Source organism: Micromonospora sp. IBHARD004 (genome assembly GCF_052814115.1).
In genome coordinates this window covers 2,640,702-2,660,000 of the sequence record NZ_CP199934.1, presented here as the reverse complement: position 1 = coordinate 2,660,000, position 19,299 = coordinate 2,640,702, and the positions used below count along the sequence as shown (strand labels likewise).

The 19,299-nt window shown below is 73.0% G+C and carries 19 protein-coding genes; 1 reads left to right on the top strand and 18 read right to left on the bottom strand.

What is annotated here, in order from left to right:
- Window positions 1-12: 12 nt before the first annotated feature.
- The gene (locus tag ACTWO6_RS12915; RefSeq protein ID WP_446219861.1) at window positions 13-1,185 is read left to right on the top strand and encodes an RNA-guided endonuclease InsQ/TnpB family protein; all 1,173 of its coding nucleotides are present in this window, start codon (window positions 13-15) and stop codon (window positions 1,183-1,185) included.
- 57 nt (window positions 1,186-1,242) lie between these two features.
- Here ACTWO6_RS12915 and ACTWO6_RS12910 read toward each other — a convergent pair whose 3' ends face one another.
- From ACTWO6_RS12910 to hisG, 18 genes are all read right to left on the bottom strand, one after another.
- Window positions 1,243-1,758, bottom strand: a complete 516-nt coding sequence (locus tag ACTWO6_RS12910) for an arginine repressor (protein WP_446219860.1) — start codon at window positions 1,756-1,758, stop codon at window positions 1,243-1,245.
- On the bottom strand, window positions 1,755-2,738 hold the full coding sequence (gene argF, locus ACTWO6_RS12905; protein ID WP_446219859.1) for an ornithine carbamoyltransferase: 984 nt from the start codon (window positions 2,736-2,738) through the stop codon (window positions 1,755-1,757). The genes ACTWO6_RS12910 and argF overlap by 4 nt, the downstream gene beginning before the upstream one ends.
- Window positions 2,735-4,000, bottom strand: a complete 1,266-nt coding sequence (locus tag ACTWO6_RS12900; protein ID WP_446219858.1) for an acetylornithine transaminase — start codon at window positions 3,998-4,000, stop codon at window positions 2,735-2,737. The genes argF and ACTWO6_RS12900 overlap by 4 nt, the downstream gene beginning before the upstream one ends.
- Entirely contained in the window at window positions 3,997-4,884 is an 888-nt protein-coding gene (gene argB, locus ACTWO6_RS12895; protein ID WP_446219857.1) for an acetylglutamate kinase, read from the bottom strand. The genes ACTWO6_RS12900 and argB overlap by 4 nt, the downstream gene beginning before the upstream one ends.
- A complete protein-coding gene (argJ, locus tag ACTWO6_RS12890) occupies window positions 4,881-6,053 on the bottom strand; it encodes a bifunctional glutamate N-acetyltransferase/amino-acid acetyltransferase ArgJ (protein ID WP_446219856.1) in 1,173 nt (390 codons plus the stop codon). The genes argB and argJ overlap by 4 nt, the downstream gene beginning before the upstream one ends.
- Entirely contained in the window at window positions 6,050-7,051 is a 1,002-nt protein-coding gene (gene argC, locus ACTWO6_RS12885) for an N-acetyl-gamma-glutamyl-phosphate reductase (RefSeq protein ID WP_446219855.1), read from the bottom strand. The genes argJ and argC overlap by 4 nt, the downstream gene beginning before the upstream one ends.
- Before the next feature lie 175 nt (window positions 7,052-7,226).
- A complete protein-coding gene (locus tag ACTWO6_RS12880) occupies window positions 7,227-8,252 on the bottom strand; it encodes an NAD-dependent epimerase/dehydratase family protein (protein ID WP_446219854.1) in 1,026 nt (341 codons plus the stop codon).
- Between the two features lie 8 nt (window positions 8,253-8,260).
- On the bottom strand, window positions 8,261-9,061 hold the full coding sequence (locus tag ACTWO6_RS12875) for a glycosyltransferase family 2 protein (RefSeq protein WP_446219853.1): 801 nt from the start codon (window positions 9,059-9,061) through the stop codon (window positions 8,261-8,263).
- A complete protein-coding gene (locus ACTWO6_RS12870; RefSeq protein ID WP_446219852.1) occupies window positions 9,058-10,269 on the bottom strand; it encodes a nucleotide sugar dehydrogenase in 1,212 nt (403 codons plus the stop codon). Before ACTWO6_RS12870 ends, ACTWO6_RS12875 begins: the two co-directional genes overlap by 4 nt.
- 223 nt (window positions 10,270-10,492) lie before the next feature.
- Complete coding sequence (gene pheT, locus ACTWO6_RS12865) at window positions 10,493-13,039, bottom strand: phenylalanine--tRNA ligase subunit beta (protein ID WP_446219851.1); 2,547 nt, start codon at window positions 13,037-13,039, stop codon at window positions 10,493-10,495.
- 39 nt (window positions 13,040-13,078) lie between these two features.
- Window positions 13,079-14,152, bottom strand: a complete 1,074-nt coding sequence (pheS, locus tag ACTWO6_RS12860; protein ID WP_446219850.1) for a phenylalanine--tRNA ligase subunit alpha — start codon at window positions 14,150-14,152, stop codon at window positions 13,079-13,081.
- A 220-nt stretch (window positions 14,153-14,372) separates the two neighbouring features.
- Window positions 14,373-15,212, bottom strand: coding sequence for a TrmH family RNA methyltransferase (locus ACTWO6_RS12855; RefSeq protein ID WP_446219849.1), 840 nt, complete (start codon window positions 15,210-15,212; stop codon window positions 14,373-14,375).
- Window positions 15,213-15,241: 29 nt separating this feature from the next.
- Entirely contained in the window at window positions 15,242-15,634 is a 393-nt protein-coding gene (gene rplT, locus ACTWO6_RS12850) for a 50S ribosomal protein L20 (protein ID WP_030335718.1), read from the bottom strand.
- Between the two features lie 32 nt (window positions 15,635-15,666).
- Window positions 15,667-15,861 carry a 50S ribosomal protein L35 gene (gene rpmI, locus ACTWO6_RS12845; protein ID WP_089015061.1) on the bottom strand — a complete coding sequence of 65 codons (195 nt, stop codon included), beginning with the start codon at window positions 15,859-15,861 and terminating at the stop codon, window positions 15,667-15,669.
- 19 nt (window positions 15,862-15,880) lie between these two features.
- Complete coding sequence (gene infC / locus ACTWO6_RS12840) at window positions 15,881-16,531, bottom strand: translation initiation factor IF-3 (RefSeq protein ID WP_089015062.1); 651 nt, start codon at window positions 16,529-16,531, stop codon at window positions 15,881-15,883.
- Between the two features lie 388 nt (window positions 16,532-16,919).
- Window positions 16,920-17,390 (bottom strand): PH domain-containing protein, encoded by a 471-nt coding sequence (locus ACTWO6_RS12835; RefSeq protein ID WP_446219848.1) that lies wholly within the window; start codon window positions 17,388-17,390, stop codon window positions 16,920-16,922.
- A complete protein-coding gene (locus ACTWO6_RS12830) occupies window positions 17,387-18,349 on the bottom strand; it encodes a DMT family transporter (RefSeq protein WP_446219847.1) in 963 nt (320 codons plus the stop codon). Before ACTWO6_RS12830 ends, ACTWO6_RS12835 begins: the two co-directional genes overlap by 4 nt.
- Window positions 18,346-19,191, bottom strand: coding sequence for an ATP phosphoribosyltransferase (gene hisG, locus ACTWO6_RS12825; protein ID WP_446219846.1), 846 nt, complete (start codon window positions 19,189-19,191; stop codon window positions 18,346-18,348). The genes ACTWO6_RS12830 and hisG overlap by 4 nt, the downstream gene beginning before the upstream one ends.
- Between the last annotated feature and the right edge of the window lie 108 nt (window positions 19,192-19,299).

Genomic DNA, 19,299 nt, shown 5'->3' with positions numbered 1-19,299 from the left:
AGAACCTGAGGCGTGGCTGGGGTGAAGCGGTCGTTCAAGTGCCGCTTCTATCCGTCTCCCCAGCAGGCTGAGCAGTTGAATAGGACGTTCGGATGTGTGCGTCTGGTCTACAACCGCGCGTTGGAGGCGCGGACCCGAGCGTGGAAGGTGGACCGGCAGCGAAGCAGTTACGCGCAGACCTCGGCTTGGCTGACGGAGTGGAAACGGACCGACGACCTGGCGTTTCTGAACGAGGTGAGTGCGGTGCCGTTGCAGCAGACGCTGCGGCATCTGCAGGCCGCATTCGCCGGCTTCTGGCAAAGGCGCTGCGGGTACCCGCGGTTTAAGTCCAAGCGCAGGTCGCGGGCGTCGGCCGAATACACCCGCTCGGCGTTCCGCTGGCGCGACGGGCATCTCACCCTCGCCAAGATGGACGCTCCCCTGGACATCGTGTGGTCCAGACCCCTGCCCACGGATGTCGAGCCGTCCACGGTCACCGTGTCGCGAGACGCAGCCGGCCGGTGGTTCGTATCCCTCCTGGTAGAGGACCCGACCGTGCAGGCCCTGCCCGCACTGGATCGGGCGGTGGGAGTGGACGCGGGGATCACCAGCCTGGTCACCCTGTCCACCGGGGAGAAGATTGCCAATCCGCGCCACGAGCAGGCGGATCGACGGAAGTTGGCCAAGGCGCAGCGCAACCTGTCCCGCAAGGAAAAGGGCTCCGCCAACCGGGCCAAGGCCCAGGCGAGGGTGGGCCGGATTCATGCCCGCGTCGCTGACCGGCGGCGTGATCATCTGCACAAGCTGAGCACTCGACTTGTTCGTGAGAACCAAGCGGTAATGATCGAGGATCTCAGCCTCCGCACCTTGCTGCGCAACCACCGCATGGCCCGGGTGATCTCCGACGCGGCGTGGTCGGAACTGCGTCGCATGCTGGAATACAAGGCCGCCTGGTACGGGCGCGCGGTGATCGTTGTGGACCGGTGGTTTCCGTCGTCGAAGACATGTTCCACGTGTGGCCGAATCAACCCGTCGATGCCGTTGACTGTCAGGGAGTGGGTCTGCACCGCCTGCCACACAGAGCATGACCGGGACGTCAATGCCGCACAAAACATCCTCGCCGCCGGGCTGGCGGAGAGGCGAAACGCCTGCGGAGCTGACGTAAGACCTCATGGGATCCCCTCCCTTCGGGGCAGTCGGCAATGAAACAGGAAGCCTCACGGGTGACCGTGGGAATCCCCTCGCTGCAACGAGGGGAGCAGGTCAAGGTGTGGTGCTCCCTTCAACGTTTTCTTCCCGGCGCGCCCACCCGGCGAGCTTGTCGCCCAACGCGGCGCCGCCGACGGCCTCGCGGGCGACGACGAGGATGGTGTCGTCGCCCGCGATGGTGCCGACGATCTCGGGCAGGCCCGCTCGGTCCAACGCGCTGGCCAGGTAGTGGGCTGCGCCCGGCGGGGTACGCAGCACGGCGATGTTGCCGCTGGAGTCGACCCCGTTGAGCAGCTCGCGCAGCAGCCGGACGAGCCGGGCCGGGGCGGCCTCAGCCTCGCGCAGCGGCCGCTGGCCGTCCTCGGGGATCACGTAGACGCCCCGCCCGTCGCCACCCCGCGCGGTGACCGCACCCAGCTCCTTGAGGTCCCGGGAGAGGGTGGCCTGGGTGACCTGGATGCCGTCGCCGGCGAGCCGGTCGGCCAGCTCGGTCTGCGAGTGGATCGCCTTGTCGCGGATCAGCTCGACGATGCGGGCGTGCCGCGCGGCGCGGGTCAGCGGGGCGGTCATGATGTCGGGGCCTCCTTGGTCGCGACTGCGGGGCTCGCAAGCTCACTCCTCGCGCTCCCGGATGCCTCCAGGAGAAACGTCAGCAGCGCCTTCTGGGCGTGCAGGCGATTCTCCGCCTGGTCGAAGACCGCGCTCCGCGGCCCGTCGAGGACCTCGTCGGTGATCTCCTCGCCCCGGTGGGCGGGCAGGCAGTGCAGCACGATCGCGTCCCGCCCGGCGTGGCCGAGCAGCGCGGCGTTGATCTGGTACGGCAGGAACGGGGTGATCCGGTCCAGCCCGTCGTCCTCCTGGCCCATCGAGGTCCAGCTGTCGGTGGCCAGCACGTCGGCCCCGCGGGCCGCCTCGACCGGGTCGGTGAGCACCCGCACCGAGCCGCCGGTGCCGGCGGCGATCTTCTCGGCCCGGGCCACGATCTCGGTATCGGGCTGGAAGCCGACCGGGCCGGCGATCCGGATGTGCATCCCGGCGGTGGCCCCGGCCAGCAGGTACGAGTGGGCCATGTTGTTGGCCGCGTCCCCCACGTACGCCAGGGTCCGGCCGGCGACGGCGCCGAACCGTTCGCGGACGGTGAGCAGGTCGGCGAGGAGCTGGCAGGGGTGGTAGTCGTCGGTGAGCGCGTTGACCACCGGCACGGTGGCGTGCGAGGCGACCTCGGCGATCCGGTCGTCGCCGTGGGTGCGCAGCACGATCGCGGCGACGTACCGGGAGAGCACCCGGCCGGCGTCGGCGAGGGTCTCGCCCCGGCCGAAGTGGGTGACCTGGGTGTCCACCACGAGCGGGTGGCCGCCCAGTTCGGCGATGCCGGCGTCGAAGGAGATCCTGGTGCGCAGGCTCTGCTTGTCGAAGAGCACCGCCACCGAGCGCGGCCCGGCGAGGGGCTGGTACGCGAACCGGTCGGCCTTCATCCGGGCGGCCAGGTCGAGCACCGTCGCCTGTTCGGCCGGGGTCAGGTCGTCGTCCCGCAGGAAGTGCCGGATCATGCGCTGACCTCCGTGCTGGTCGCGGTCGTCGGAGTCGGTGTCGGGATCGTGGCCGCTGCCGGCCCCTCCGGGGTGCCGTCGAGAACCGGAGCGGACGGGGCCGCCGCGTCGAGCGCCGCCGGGAGGGCGGCGAGGAAGGCGTCGGCCTGCGCCGCGGTGAGGATCAGCGGTGGGGCGAGCCGGACCACGCCGGGCTGCACCGGGTTGACCAGGAAGCCCGCCTCGCGCAGCGCGGTCGCCGCCGCGCCGGAGACCGGCTCGGTGAGCACGACGCCCAGCAGCAGCCCGGCCCCGCGCACCTCGGCCACCAGCGGGTGACCGAGCGCTTCGATCCCCCGGCGCAGCCGCTCGCCGACCCGCTTGACGTGGTCGAGCAGCCCCTCGTTGGCGATGGTGGCGATCACGGCGAGGGCGGCGGCGCTGCTGACCGGGTTGCCGCCGAAGGTGGTGCCGTGCGTGCCGGGACCGAGCAGCTCGGCGGCCCGCCCGAAGGCCAGGCAGGCGCCGATCGGCAGGCCGCCGCCGAGGCCCTTGGCCAGGGTGACGATGTCCGGCTCGACGCCCTCGGCCTGGTGGGCGAACCAGTGCCCGGTCCGGCCGACGCCGGTCTGCACCTCGTCGAGCACCAGCAGCGCGCCGTGCCGGGCGGTGATCCGCCGGGCCGCCGCGAGGTAGCCGGCGGGCGGGACCACCACGCCGTTCTCGCCCTGGACCGGCTCCAGGATCACCATCGCGGTCGCGTCGGTCACGGCCGCCTCCAGCTCCGCCACGTCGCCGTACGCCACGTGGGTGACGTCGCCGGGGAGCGGGCGGAACGGGTCGACCTTGGCCGGTTGGCCGGTGAGCGCCAGCGCCCCCATGGTGCGGCCGTGGAAGCCGCCCCGCGCGGCGACTACGTGGGTGCGGCCGGTGAGCCGGGAGAGCTTGAACGCGGCCTCGTTCGCCTCGGCGCCGGAGTTGGCGAAGAAGACCCGGCCGGGGCGGCCGGCCAGGGCCAGCAGCAGTTCGGCCAGGGCCACCGGCGGCTCGGCGACGAAGAGGTTGGAGACGTGGCCGAGGGTGGCGACCTGCTTGGAGACGGCGGCCACCACGGCCGGGTGGGCGTGGCCGAGGGCGTTGACCGCGATGCCGCCGAGCAGGTCGACGTACTCCCGGCCGGCCTCGTCGGTGACCACCGCACCGGTGCCGGAGACCAGCGCCAGCGGCGGGGTGCCGTAGTTGTCCATCATGGACTGGCCCCAGCGTTCCACCAGCGTGCTCATGACGGAGTCACCATCGTGCCGAATCCTTCCGACGTGAACACTTCGAGCAGCGTGGAGTGGGCGACCCGGCCGTCGACGACGTGCGCGGCGGGCACTCCGCCGCGCACCGCCCGCAGGCAGGCCTCCATCTTCGGGACCATCCCCGACTCCAGGGACGGCAGCAGCTTGGCCAGGTCGTCGATGCTGATCTCGCTGACCAGGCTGCCGGTGTCCGGCCAGTCCGCGTACAGGCCGGGGACGTCGGTGAGGACGACCAGCTTGCGGGCGTCGAGGGCGACCGCGAGGGCGGCGGCGGCGGTGTCGGCGTTGAGGTTGTGCAGCACCCCGTCGACGTCCGGCGCGACGGTGGAGATCACCGGGATCCGACCGGCGCCGATCAGGTCGGCCACCGCGGAGATGTCCACCGACTCCACGTCGCCGACCTGCCCGACGTCGACCGGCTCGCCGTCGACGTACGCCGGGCGGCGCACGGCGGTGAAGAGCCCGGCGTCCTCGCCGGAGAGGCCGACGGCGCACGGGCCGTACGCGTTGATCAGGCCGACCAGCTCCCGGCCGACCTGGCCCACCAGCACCATCCGGACGACGTCCATCGCCTCCGGGGTGGTGACCCGCAGGCCGCCCTTGAACTCGCTGGCGATGCCGAGCCGGCCGAGCATCGCGGAGATCTGCGGCCCGCCGCCGTGCACGACGACCGGCTTGAGGCCGGCGTACCGGAGGAAGACCATGTCGGCGGCGAAGGCGCGCTGGAGTGCGGGGTCGACCATGGCGTTGCCGCCGTACTTGACCACGACGGTCGCGCCGGAGAAGTTCGCCAGCCAGGGCAGGGCCTCGATCAGCGTCTCGGCCTTGGCCTGGGCCCGGGTGAGGTCCGCGGAGAGGCTCATGTCGAGTACGCCGAGTTCTCGTGCACGTACGCGTGCGACAGGTCGTTGGTCCAGATCGTCGCCGCCGCGTCGCCGGCGTGCAGGTCGATCCGGATGGTGACGTCCCGCCCGCTCAGGTCCACCTTGGACCGGTCCTCGGCGGCGGCGCCGGAGCGGCACACCCAGACGCCGTTGACCGCGACGTCCACGCCGTCCGGCTCGAACGCGGCCGAGGTGGTGCCGACGGCCGCGAGGATCCGGCCCCAGTTCGGGTCGTTGCCGAAGAGCGCGGTCTTGACCAGGTTGTTGCGGGCCACCGAGCGGCCCACCTCGACCGCGTCTTCCTCGTCGGCGGCGCCCACCACGTCGATCGCGATCTGCTTGGTGGCGCCCTCGGCGTCGGCGATGAGCTGCTGGGCCAGGTCGTGGCAGGCGGCGGTGACCGCGGCGGTCAGCTCGGCCCCGGTCGGCTCGATGCCGGACGCGCCGCTGGCCAGCAGCAGCACCGTGTCGTTGGTGGACATGCAGCCGTCGGAATCGATCCGGTCGAAGGTGACCCGGGTGGCGGCGCGCAGCGCGGCGTCGAGGGCCTCCGGCCCGGCCACCGCGTCGGTGGTGATGACGCAGAGCATGGTGGCCATGGCCGGGGCGAGCATCCCGGCGCCCTTGGCCATGCCGCCGACGGTCCAGCCGCTGCCCTTGGCAACGGTGGTCTTCGGCCGGGTGTCGGTGGTCATGATCGCCTCGGCCGCCGCCGCACCGCCGTCGCGGGCGAGGCCGCGGATGGCGGCGCGCACGCCGGGGAGGAGCTTCTGCATCGGCAGCCGCTCGCCGATCAGGCCGGTGGAGCAGACCGCCACCTCGCCGGCGCCGAGGATCAGCCGGTTGCTGCTGGAGGTGAGCGCGGCGGCGGTGTGCTCGGCGGTGGCGTGGGTGTCCTGGAAGCCGGCCGGGCCGGTGCAGGCGTTGGCGCCGCCGGAGTTGAGCACCACGGCGCGGACCACGCCGCCCCGGACCACCTGCTGGCTCCAGCGCACCGGCGCGGCCTTGACCCGGTTGGCGGTGAAGACGCCGGCGATCCCGGCGTCGGGGCCGTCGTTGACGACGAGGGCGAGGTCGGTGGCGCCGCTGGTCTTGAGCCCGGCGGCGACCCCGGCGGCCCGGAAGCCCCGGGGGGTGGTGACGGTCACGGCGCCACTCCGAAGGTCGAGAGGCCGGCGGTCTCGGGGAGGCCGAACATGAGGTTGGCGTTCTGCACGGCCTGGCCGGCGGCGCCCTTGCCGAGGTTGTCGATGGCGCTGACCACGATCACCCGGCCGGAGTCGACGTCGACCGTGGCCTGGAGGTGGCAGGAGTTCGCGCCGGCGGTGGCGGCGGTGTGCGGCCAGGCCCCCTCGGGCAGCACATGCACGAAGGGGGCGTCCGCGTACGCCGCGGTGAGCACCTCGCGCGGGTCGGCGTCGCCGGTGGGCACGGCGGTGACCGTGGCGAGGATGCCGCGCGGCATGGGGGCGAGCACCGGGGTGAAGGAGAGGCTGGTCGCGCCGGTGGCCTGCTTGATCTCCGGCACGTGCTGGTGGGCGCCGACCTTGTAGGGCGACAGGTCGCCCATCACCTCGCTGCCGAGCAGGTGGGCCTTGGCGGCCCGGCCGGCGCCGGAGGTGCCGGAGGCGGCGACCACCACCACGTCGGTGGGGAGGACCGCGCCCGCGGCGATCAGCGGCGCGAGGGCCAGGATGGTGGCCACCGCGTAGCAGCCGGTGCTGGCCACCCGGCTCGCGGCGGTGATGGCGGCCCGCTGGCCGGGCAGCTCGGGCAGGCCGTAGGTCCACACGCCGGCGTACGGGCCGCCGTAGTACCGGGCCCAGGCGTCGGCGTCGCACAGCCGGTGGTCGGCGCCGAGGTCGACCACCTTGACCGACTCGGGCAGGGCCGCGGCCAGGGCCGCCGACCCGCCGTGCGGCAGGGCCAGGAACACCAGGTCCGCGTCGCCCAGGGCGGTCGGGTCGGTCGCCCCGAGCACCAGGTCCAGGCCCGCGAGCTGCGGATGTACGGCGGCGACGGGCTGGCCGGCCTGCGCGTGGGCGGTGGCGGCGACCAGGTCGAACTCCGGGTGCCCGGCGACCAGGCGCAGCAGCTCGCCGCCGGCGTAACCGCTGGCCCCGGCGACCGCGACTCGGATGCCCATACTCACCTCCGCATGACTATGCAGAGAAGGTTAGTCGCAACCACCCTCCAGTGCAAGTTCATGCGTTCCACTGCATGGAAATGAAGGCGTGACCCCGACCACCTGATCTGAACGCCGAACGGCCCGGATCGCACTCAGGCGATCCGGGCCGTCCGGGACGAAGAGCGGGCAGCCGTCAGAGGCGGCCCTCCTCGACCGCCCGGGTCACCCACGGGATGACCTCGTCGAGCATCTCGTCCAGCGACGTGGTGGCGGCGAAGCCGAGCACCTCGCGGGACTTCGTCACGTCCGGCACCCGCTTCTGCACGTCGTACTGGAAGGGTTCGTCGGAGACGTGCCGGAACGGCACGTCCGGACCCTTGATCTTGTGCCAGATCAGCTCGGCCAGCTCCAGCACGCTCGTCGACTCGGCGGTGGAGAGGTTGAAGTCCTCGTTGCGGGCGGCGGGGTGATCGACCGCGGTGGCGATGCCCCGGGCCAGGTCTCCGCCGTAGGTGTAGTGCCGCACCTGGTCGCCCTCGCCGAGGATGTGCAGCGGGTCCTGCCCCTTGACGATCTTCTGCACCAGGTCGGGCACCACGTGCGACATGGCCAGCTTCACGTTGCCGGAGAGCACCTCGACCTGGCCCAGCGCGCGCCCCTCCCCCACGCCGACGCAGTTGAACGGCCGCACGATTGTGTACGGCAGCTGGTACTGCTCCCAGGCGGCCCGGGCGTAGTACTCCACGGCCAGCTTCTGGAACCCGTACGACGACAGCGGCGGTGGGATGCGCCGCTCGTCACCCTCCCTGCTCGGCCAGTGCTCCGTGGACTCGAAGACCATCGAGGAGGAGAGGTAGGTGACCTTCGCCAGCCGACCGTCCCGATGAGCGCGGATAGCCGCGTCGCAGGTGGCCGCCATGATCCGCTCGTTGGTGGCGAGCAGGTCGTAGGCGTACGCGTGGAAGTAGGAGATGCCGCCGATCATCGCCGCGCCCGCGACCAGGTGGTCACAGCCGTCCAGCAGCGTGGTCAGCAGGTCCGCGTCGCGCGCGTCGCCCTCGACGAACCGGAACCGGGGGTGGTCGTCGTAGCTGTGGCTGACCGGACCGTACTTGGAGAAGTTGTCGATCCCGACGACCTCGTGGCCCCGGCCCAACAACTCCTGCACCAGGTAGCCGCCGATGAACCCGGCCGAACCAGTTACCAGGACTTTCGCCACGTGCGCTCCTAAGCGGTCTTCTCGTACTCGCTGCTGTCATGCGGTTCGTGCGGTGCCGGCACCGCGGACGACCGCGAGCGGGCAGCCCGGGCCACCAGCCTCTCCCGGCTCAACCGTCGACCGTAGGCGAAGAGGTACCAGCGCAGGTAACCGGGAAGGAACCGACCCAGGTCGAAGTGGGACTCCCCGAGCGGCCGGTCCAACCAGATCGTGGGAATCTCGGCGACCGGCAGGCGCAGCCGGTTGGCCTTGGCGGTCAGCTCGAGCCCGATCTCGAAGCCGGTCCGCGACTCGATCCCCACCTCGCGGACAAACGCCGTGTCATAGGCCTTGAAGCTGTTGGTGGCGTCCCGGGTGCCGACCCGGGCGAAGGTGTAGAGGCTGCGCCCGGCCCAGCGGGACATCATCCGCTTCAGCCGGGGCCCGCCCACCTGCTGGCCGCCCGGCATGTAGCGGGACGCGGCCGCGACCACCACGCCCCGGTCCACCAGCCGGGCCAGCTCGTCGATCTGGCGCGGGTCGTCGCAGCCGTCAGCCATCGTCACCACCACGACCGGGGCGAGGGCCACGTCGATGCCGAACCGAATGGCGTTCGCCGGGCCCCGGCCGTAGGTGTTGAGCACCGCGCGCACCCGCGGATCGGTGCGGGCGATCTGCTCCACGTACGGGACCGTGGTGTCCTCCGGCATGTCGTGCACGATCAGCACCTCGGCCGGAAGCAGCATTTCGCGCAGCATCCGCTCCAGGCAGCGCAGAATCGCCTCGCCCTCGTTGTAGACCGGCACGATCACCGACACCCGCGGCGTCACACCCGCACCCCGGTCCCGGTCAGGCCCCACATGTCGATGACCGGTCGGTCGGTCTCCAGCCGGGCGTACTGCTCGTGCGGGGCGGCGATCACCAGCAGGTCCGCCCGACGCAGCACCTCGTCCAGGTCGACCAGGCGGTCGTCGGCGACGTACGGGTCGGTGCAGAGCGTCTCCCGGGTCTTCAACGCCAGGATCTTGCGCAGCTTGTACGCCAGGCTCTCCCGCGGGTCGTCGCTGCCGCCCTTGAAGGCCATCCCGAGGATGCCCACGGTAAGGTCCGCCAGGTCGAACCGGTCCTCCAGCCGGGACACCAGGTAGAGCGGCAGCCCCTCGTTGATCAGCATCGCGGAGTGGCCGAGCACGAAGTTGTTCCGGTTGAACGCGGCCAGCTGCATGGTGTCCTTGAACAGGCAGGGGCCGGCGGCGAAACCGGGCATCGGCAGGTCGGCGGCGCGCGGGTAGTCGTGGGCGACCGCGTGCCGGATCCGGGCGAAGTCGAGCCCGAAGTCGTTGGCCATCATCCAGAACTGGTTCGCGGTGGCGAACTTGATGTACCGCCAGGTGTTGGTGAACAACTTCGCCAGCTCGGCCTCCTCCGGCTCGAGCGGCACGATCTCCTCGGTCAGGTGCCGGAAGAGCTTCTCGGCGCGGGCGAGGGCGTGCGGCGTACGGGCGGCCACGATCTGCGGCAGCGCGAACAGCTCCGTCATCGCCCGGCCCTCGGCGATCCGCTCCGGGCAGAACGCCACGTCGGCGCGGATGCCCTTGCCGACCAGCAGCTTCTCGGTCAGCGCCGTCACCCCCGGGTAGACGGTGCTGCGCAGCACCACCAGCTGACCGTCGCGCAGGTGCTCGGCGCAGCGCTCCAGCGCCCGGGGCACCGCACCCAGGTCCGGGTTGAGGTGCTCGTCGACCGGGGTTCCGACGACCACGACCAGGTGCTCGGCGGCACCCACGCTGACCGGGTCGGTGCTGGCCCGCAGCCGGCCGGCGGTCACCGCCTCGGTGAGCGCCTCGGCGGCGCCCGGCTCCGCGAAGGGCAGGATGCCGGCGTTCACCGTGGCGACCGCGTCGGCGTTGATGTCGTACAGCACGACGGAGAGGCCGCGGGAGGCGAACGCGATGCCCAGCGGCAGACCGACCCGACCGCAGCCGCCGACGATGCAGACGTCGACGGAGATGGGCGGGGGAACCGGATCCTCGGACATGGCTGGACTCCCGTGTGGGTGGCGGGGGTGTGATCCCGGCGATAGCCGGAATCCAAGCAGGCTAACCGCTCGCAGGTGAGCCGTGGGTAGCCGAAGATGCCGTCGCCGCTGACCTTTCGGCCTATCCGTGACGCTGTGCATCAGTCGGATCACGAACGGCGAGAGACGGCGGTGGCCGGCCCCGACCCGGGGGGTGCCGGATCGGGGCCGTGCGCCGTACCGGTCAGGCGCCGCGCAGGGTGGCACCGAAGCGGCGGGCCGCCTCGGCGACCGCCGCGTCCCGGGCGGCCACCGCCTCGTCGACGGTCAGCGTCCGGTCCGGGGCCCGGAAGGTCAGCTTGTACGCGAGCGACTTGCGCCCCGCGCCGAGCTGCTCCGAGGCGTACACGTCGAAGAGCCGGACGCCCTCCAGCAGCTCGCCGGCCCCCTCGGTGAGGGCCCGCTGCACCTCGGCGGTCGGGACCGACTCGTCCACCACCAGCGCCACGTCGATCAGCGCCGGCGGGAAGGTGGACATGGCCGGCCCGGTCACCACCGGCGCGGCGGGCAGCGCGTCCAGGTTGAGCTCCATGGCGCTGGTCCGGCGGGGCAGCTCCAGCGTCGCCACCACGGCCGGGTGCAGCTCACCGGCGTGCCCGACCACCGCGTCGTCCACCAGCAGCTCGGCGCAGCGGCCGGGGTGCCAGGGGGCGTACCCGGCGGCCCGGACGGTGATCCGGTCGGCCGGGATGCCGGCGGCGGCGAGGACGGCCCGGCCGGCCTCGACCGCGTCCGCCCAGCCGGCCGCCCGACCCGCGCCCCACCAGCCGGCCGGCTCGATCTCACCGGCGAGCACCACGGCCACGTGCCGCGGCTGGTCCGGCACCACCGCGTCGGCGGCGGCGAACTCCTCGTCGGTCGGCCGCCGGTCCACGCCCATGGCCGGCGGGGCGCCGACGCCCGGACGCGGGTGGAAGACCGCGCCGATCTCGTAGATCGCCACGTCCCGCAGGCCCCGGCCGATGTTGCGCTTCGCGATGCCGAGCAGCGGGCCGAGCAGCGTGGTGCGCAGCAGTGGCTCCTCCTCGGAGAGCGGGTTGGCGACCCGCACCGCCGCCCGGCGCGGGTCGTCGCCCGGCAGGCCGAGCTGGTCGGCCAGCTCGGGGGAGACGAACGGGTGCGCGAGGACCTCGACGTACCCGCGCTCGGCGAGCGACCGGGCGACCGCCCGGCGGCGCTGCTGCTGCCAGGTGAGGCCACGGCCGGCGGGCGCGGTCGGCAGCACCGACGGCACCCGGTCGTACCCGTCGAGGCGGACCACCTCCTCGACCAGGTCGGCCGGGTCGGTGAGGTCGGGCCGCCAGGTCGGCGGGGTGACGGCGAGCACGTCGCCGCCGCCCGCGGCCACCCCGACCTCGCCCGGGTCCTCGGCGAGGCGGTCGGCGCCCCGGACCACGGTGCAGCCCACCTGCTCCAGCAGCTCGACCACCCGCTCCGGCGGGTACGCCACCCCGACCCGCCGGGACGGCAGGTCCGCCGGCAGGGTGACCGGGGTACGCGGCCGGACGTGGTCGATGTCGAGGATCTCGTCACCGACCGTGCCGCCGGCGTGCTCGGTGAGCAGCCGCACCGCGCGCTCCAGGGCGACCAGCGGCAGGGCCGGGTCGACGCCCCGCTCCCAGCGCTTCGCCGCCTCGCTGAACAGCTTGTGCCGGCGGGCGGTCCGGCCGACCATCGCCGGGTCCCAGTGGGCCGCCTCGAACAGCACGTCGGTGGTGGAGGCGATCACCTCGCTGGTCTCGCCGCCCATCACGGCGGCGAGCGAGATGGGCCCGGTGTCGTCGCAGATCACCATGTCCTCGGCGACCAGGGTGCGGGTGACCCCGTCCAGGGTGGTCAGCTTCTCCCCCGGCTCGGCCCGGCGGACCACCAGCGGCCCGCTGATCCGGTCGGCGTCGAAGGCGTGCATCGGCTGGCCGAGTTCGAGCATCAGGTAGTTGGTGACGTCGACCGGCAGCGAGATGCTGCGGATGCCGGCCACGGTGAGCCGCTGCTGCATCCAGCCGGGCGTCTGCGCGGTCGGGTCGATGCCGCGGACCATCCGGGCGGCGAACCGGTCGCAGCCGTGGGTGTCCCGCACCTCGACCGGGTACGCCGGCCGCTCGGTCGCGCCGGGCGCGGTCGCCAGGGCGGGGTCGCGGAACGGCACGCCGAGGGCGTGCGACAGCTCGCGGGCGATGCCCCGGACGCTGAGCGCGTAGCCGCGGTCCGGGGTGATCTCCAGCTCGACCACCACGTCGTCGAGGCCGACCACCGGGCGGGCGTCGTCGCCGGGCTTTGCCGGGGTGTCCTCGGGCAGCACGATGATGCCCGAGTGGTCGTCGCCCAGGCCCAGCTCCTTGGCGGAGCAGATCATGCCGTTGGAGTTGCGCCCGTACGTCTTGCGCGCGCCGATGACGAAGTTCCCGGGCAGCACGCCGCCGGGGAGGATCACCACCACCTTGTCGCCCGGGGCGAAGTTCGTCGCCCCGCAGACGATCTCCTGCGGCTCGCCGGTGCCGTTGGCGGCGCCGACGTCGACGCGACAGAACCGGATCGGCTTCTTGAAGCCGGTCAGCTCCTCGATCTCCAGGACCTCGCCGACCACCAGCGGACCGGTGACCGTCTCCCGCAGGTCCACGATGGACTCGACCTCGATGCCGAGGTCGACCAGCGCCTGCTCCAGGTCACCGACGGGCAGGTCGGCGGGGAGGTCGACGTACTCCCGCAGCCAACTGACAGAAACTCGCATGACTCAGACCACCGTCTCCGTAACTCGTGCCCGCATCGTCTACGCCCCGAACGCGCGGGTGAACCGCACGTCCCCCTCGACCATGTCCCGCATGTCGCCGACCCCGTGCCGGAACATCACCGTCCGGTCGATGCCCATGCCGAAGGCGAATCCGGAGTAGACCTCCGGGTCGATGCCGCAGGCGCGCAGCACCCGCGGGTTGACCATGCCGCAGCCGCCCCACTCGACCCACTGCGGCCCCCTGCGGTGCTCCGGGAACCAGACGTCGAACTCGGCCGATGGCTCGGTGAACGGAAAGTAGTGCGGCCGCCACCGGGTCTTCGCCTCCGGCCCGAACATCGCCCGGGCGAAGTGGTCCAGGGTGCCGCGCAGGTGCGCCATGGTGATGCCCTTGTCCACGACGAGGCCCTCCACCTGGTGGAAAACGGGGGCGTGGGTGGCGTCCAGCTCGTCGGTGCGGTAGGCCCGGCCGGGCACGATGACGTAGATCGGCGGCTTACGGGTCAGCATGGTGCGCGCCTGCACCGGCGAGGTGTGGGTGCGCAGCACCAGCCCGGAGCTCTCCGCCCCGTCCGGGGGTGCGATGTGGAAGGTGTCCATCAAGCCGCGCGCCGGGTGGTCGGCGGGGATGTTCAGCGCGTCGAAGTTGGTCCACTCCAGCTCGACCTCGGGCCCCTCGGCCACCTCGTAGCCCATCCCGACGAAAAAGTCGCTGATCTGCTCCATCAGCAGGCTGAGCGGGTGGCGGGCGCCGCGCGGACGCCGGTCGTACGGCAGGGTGACGTCGACCCGCTCCTCGACCAGCACCCGCTCGGCCTGCTCGCGCTCCAGGGTCTCCTGCCGGGCGGCGTACGCGGCCTCGATGGCGCGGCGGGCCTCGTTGACCCGCTTGCCGGCGTCGGACTTGGCGGCCGGCGGCAGCGCGCCGATCTCCCGCCGCGCCAGGGAGACCGGGGACCGGTCACCGAGGTGCGCGGGGCGCAGCGCGGCCAACGCGTCCGGGTCGGCGGCGGCGGCGAACGCCTTCTCGGCGTCGGCCACGGCCCCGGCCAGGGCGCCCGGGTCGAGCAGGGCGACCTGCTTCGGGTCGTACGGATCGTTGCGGTAGCTCATGGCGTACGGGCACTCCCTCACGGCGGCGCCGGCCCTCACGGGCGGCTAGGCGAGTCTACGGACGCGCGGCTGTGCCGCAGCCCGCCGGTGGGAGTTGCGCGCAGGAGGAAGGGTCAGGCCCGCCGCCCGCCGACACCGGCGGGCTGGCTAAACGAACGCCGTGGCGCGTTCATCATCCGGACGACTCCCCTGCTGTGACGACCGCGCGACCGGGTGACGGTCAACGCAGTGCTCTGGCTGAAGCGTACAGGCAGACGGCGGCGGCCGCAGCCAGGTTCAGGCTCTCGGCGCGCCCGTGCAGCGGCACCCGGACCCGGGCGTCGGCGGCGGCGGCCAGTTCCTCGGGCAGCCCGTGCGCCTCGGAGCCGAAGAGCCAGGCGGTGGGCGCGGCGAGCCGGCCGGCGTCGGCCAGATCGTCCAGGTTGGTGTCGCCGTAACCGGTGGTGGCGAAAACGGAGAGCCCGGCCGTCCGTAGCGCATCGACCACCTGGCGGGGGTCGGGGGCGCGGACCACGTCGACGTGGAAGAGGCTGCCGGCCGAGGCCCGCACGCACTTGCCGTTGTACGGGTCGACCGCGTCGCCGGCGAAGACCACCGCCCCGGCGCCGGCCGCGTCGGCGGTACGCAGCACGGTGCCGGCGTTGCCCGGGTCGCGGATCTCGGCGAGCACCGCGACCAGCCGCGGGCCCCGGGACAGGGCGGCGTCCAGGGGGACGTCGAGGTGCCGGCAGACGGCGACCAGGCCCTGCGGGGCGACGGTCTCGGCGAGCGCGGCGAGCCCCTCCTCGGTCACCTCGGAGACCGGTACGTCCGCACGGGCGGCCTGTGCCGCCAGGTCGGCGTACCGGTCGAGGGCGGCCGGCGTGCCGAACAGCTCGGTGACCGTCCCGGCGCGGGCCAGGGCCTCGCGGACCGCCTGCGGGCCCTCGGCCAGGAACCGGCCGGTGGCCTCGCGGTCCCGGCGGCGCTGGAGCCGGCGGGCGGCGACCACCCTGGGGGTACGCGGGGTGAACGGGCCGGAGACAGCGTCGAGGCGCCTCCCGCGCGATGGTGACTGCATGGGAGACGCCTCGATCTGCTGCGGGTGGATCAGGCGGCCTGGGCCGCGGCGCCACCGGTGCCCTCGGCCGCCACGGCGGCGCGGGCCAGCTCGACGATCGCGGCGAACGCCGCGGCGTCGTTGACGGCCAGGTCGGCCAGGATCTTGCGGTCGACCTCGATGCCGGCCAGGCGCAGGCCCTGGATCAGCCGGTTGTAGGTCATGCCGTTGGCCCGGGCGCCAGCGTTGATCCGCTGGATCCAGAGCTGCCGGAAGTCGCCCTTGCGGTCGCGACGGTCCCGGTAGGCGTACTGCATCGAGTGCAGCACCTGCTCCTTCGCCTTGCGGTACAGGCGGGAGCGCTGACCGCGGTAACCGCTCGCGGTCTCCAACAGGGTACGACGCTTCTTCTGGGCGTTCACAGCCCGCTTGACGCGTGCCATCTCAACTCCTTCTTCGGTTCAGGTGGCGCGCGTCAGCGGCCGAGCAGCTTCTTGATGCGCTTGACGTCGGCCTTGGCCAGCTCGACCGTGCCGGTCAGCCGCCGGGTGTGGGTGGAGGACTTCTTCTCCAGCTTGTGGCGGAGGCCGGCCTGCTGGGCAACGATCTTGCCCCTGCCGGTCACCTTGACCCGCTTGCCCGTACCCGTGTGGCTCTTCATCTTCGGCATGTGGAACGTCTTCTCCCTGTTACTGGCCGCTGGTGTCAGCGGTCGGGCCGGTCTCGCCGGCTGCTGCGGTCTCGCCGGCCTCCGGGGTCTCGCCGGCCTCCGGAGCACCGGCCTCCTCCGCGGCCCGTTCCCGAGGTCCACCGCGGGACGCCGTGGCGGCGACCGCGGAGGCCTTCACGGCCCGGTGCGGAGCGAGAACCATGATCATGTTGCGGCCGTCCTGCTTCGGAGCGGCCTCGACATATCCCAGGTCCGTGATCTCGGACTCGAGCCGGCGCAGGAGCCGGTAACCCAGCTCCGGGCGGCTCTGCTCGCGACCGCGGAACATGATCGTCACCTTGACCTTGTCGCCGGCCTTGAGGAACCGCACCACGTGACCCTTCTTGGTCTCGTAGTCGTGCGGGTCGATCTTCGGCCGGAGCTTCATCTCCTTGATGACGGTCTGCTGCTGGTTACGCCGCGCTTCGCGCGCCTTGAGTGCGCTCTCGTACTTGAACTTGCCGAAGTCCATGAGCTTGCACACCGGCGGGCGCGCCATCGGCGCAACCTCGACCAGGTCCAGGTCGACGTCCGCGGCCAGCTGCAGGGCGCGCTCCAGCGGGACGATGCCCACCTGCTCACCCTCAGGGCCGACCAGTCGGACCTCACGTGCCCGGATCTGTTCGTTCACGCGTGGTTCGACGCTGATGGGGCCTCCTCGAGTCGAGTCTCCTACCGTGCCGACTCCGCGGGCTCCCGGACGGGAGCCGACCCGGAAAGCAGAAGGCCCCGGCGCATGCCAGGGCCCGCTCGACCGGTCGGCACGATCACATGATCGCGCATCCGGGACCGGGATGTCCCCGGAACCGGTGACCGGACCCGGCCACCGTCAGGGGCGACTCGGGTGGGAGCAGGCGCTCCGCTTCAGGACCGCCCGCACGTCGGAAACGGGGGCAGTCTGGTCGACTCGGCAACACTACACCCTGGCCGCAGGCATCCCCAAACCGGGCTCGCAGCTCAGGCGGGTCGTCGGGGCGGATCGAAGCCGCCGGGCGGGGGCCCGGGCGGCGGGGCCGCCGTCAGCGGGCGGTGGGGCCGCCGGCGAGGGCGGCCAGGTGCGCCTGGTGGAGGCGGCGCAGGGCGCGCACGCCCTCGACCGCCAGCTCCTTGTCGGCCGCCTGCAGGGCGACCATCGGCAGCAGGTCGTCGTCGTGCAGCTCCAGGCTGGCCCACGGGGCGCCCCGGTCGAACCGGACCCCCCGGACGACCTCCCAGGGCAGCTCGTACGAGCCGATCACGTTGCGGACCCGGACGCCCCAGGCGTCGGCCACCACTCGTGGCCGGGTGAAGAGCAGGATGCCGAGCGCGCCGAAGACGCCCAGGCCGATCATGGCCAACTGGTCGCCGCGCTGGAACGTGCCGTAGCCGTCACCGGTCCGGCCGGTCAGCGAGGTCGCCACCAGGCTGAAGACCACCAGCAGGGTCGCCGCCGAGGCCCAGCAGACCAGCCGGATCCGCCGCGGCCGCACGGTCACCAGTGAATCGCTCACCCGACCAGTCTGCCATCCGGCTCCGGGCTCCGGTCCGGTACCACGCGGATCACGGCGCGTCGCCGGCCACCGGCCACCACGACCGCGACCAGGGTGAGCGCCGCGCCGGCCAGCACCGGCAGCCGCGCGCCCGCGCCGCCGGGCAGCAGCACGTCCAGCAGGAGCGCGCCACCGAGCTGCCCGGCGACCAGCGCCAGGCCGGTCCGCAGCACGCCGACCGCGCGTACCCCGACCAGCAGGGACAGCACGATGCCGACGCCGAGCAGGCCGCCCCCGTACAGCCACCACTGCCCCGGCCAGCTGGGGCGGGCGGCGAACGCGCCGACCAGCGCCGCGACGGCCAGGATCACCGGCGTGCCGACGGCGAAGTTGACCGCGATCCCGGCGGCGGTGCTGCCGGCGGCGGAGACCCGCCCGTTCAGCGCCGACTGGAGGGCGACCGCCAGGCCGCCCGCCACCGCGAGCAGCACCAGCCCGACCGCCAGGTCGCCGACCGGGCGGCCGAGCTGGGCCAGGGTCACCGCGCCGACGCCGAGCAGCGCCCCGGCCACCCGGGGCCCGGTGAACGGCAGCCGCCCCACCGGGGCCAGGCCGGCCCGGTCCACCGCCAGCCCGCCGACGCTGCCACCGGCGACCTGGGCGATGGTGAAGACCGCCACCCCGAGCACCGGAACGACGTACGTGCCGATCACCACGATCGCCGCGCCGCCGAGCCCGCCCAGATACGACCACCAGGGCAGCCGGGACCGGCGCAGCGCGGCCAGCCCGGCGCGCATCGACGGCACGGCGAGCAGCCCCACCACGACGAGCAGGCTGCCGCCGAGGTTGTTGACCACCGCGCCGAGCACCGGGCTGCCGGCGCGCTCGCCCAGCTCGGCGTTGACCACGCCCTGGGCCGCGGAGGCCGCGCCGCCCAGCACCACCATGGCGAGGGCGGCCGACGGCGGGAGCGGCCTCACAGCCGGCAGGCGTGGATGTTGGTGACCAGGATCGCCCGGGCGCCGAGCTCGTAGAGCTCGTCCATGATCCGGTGCACGTCGTCGCGCTGCACCATCGCCTGCACGGCGACCCAGCCCTCCCGGTGCAGCGGGGAGACGGTCGGCGACTCGATCCCAGGGGTCAGCGAGCTGGCCCGGTCGAGCAGGCCGGCCGGCACGTCGTAGGCGAGCATCACGTAGCGCCGGGCGACCAGCACGCCGTGCAGCCGGCGGAGCAGCTGCTCGGCCTGGGCACAACCGGGCGCGCCAGCGCGCCGGACCAGCACCGCCGAGGAGACCAGCAGCGGCTCGCCGATGATCTGCAGCCCGGCCTGGCGCAGGGTGGCCCCGGTGGAGACCACGTCGGCCACCACGTCGGCCACGCCGAGACGGACGGCGTTCTCCACCGCGCCGTCGAGCCGGATGACGTCCGCGGTCAGCCCGTTGTCGTCGAGGTAGCGGCGGACCACCCCCGGGTACGCGGTGGCGATCCGGTGCCCGCCCAGCTCCTTGGGCGAGTCGATGGTGTCCGGGCCGGCGGCGAAGCGGAAGGTCGCCCCGCCGAAGGCGAGGTCGACGATCTCCTCGGCCGGGGCGCCGGAGTCGACCAGCAGGTCCCGGCCGGTGATGCCGAGGTCCAGGTCGCCGGAGCCGACGTAGGTGGCGATGTCCCGGGGACGCAGGTAGAGGAATTCGACGTCGTTGGCCTCGTCCCGGCAGGCCAGGTCCTTGGGGTCGCGGCGCTGCCGGTAACCGGCCTCGCGCAGCATCTCGGCGGCCGGCTCGGCCAGGGTGCCCTTGTTCGGAATGGCGACACGCAGCATGGGAGTGCTCCTTCGATCGGGTTGATCAGCGGACGGGGGCAATCACCGAAAGGCTGCCAGGATGCCCCGTCCTTCAAGGTGGGGAGGAATGGCGGCCCACTGCGCTTC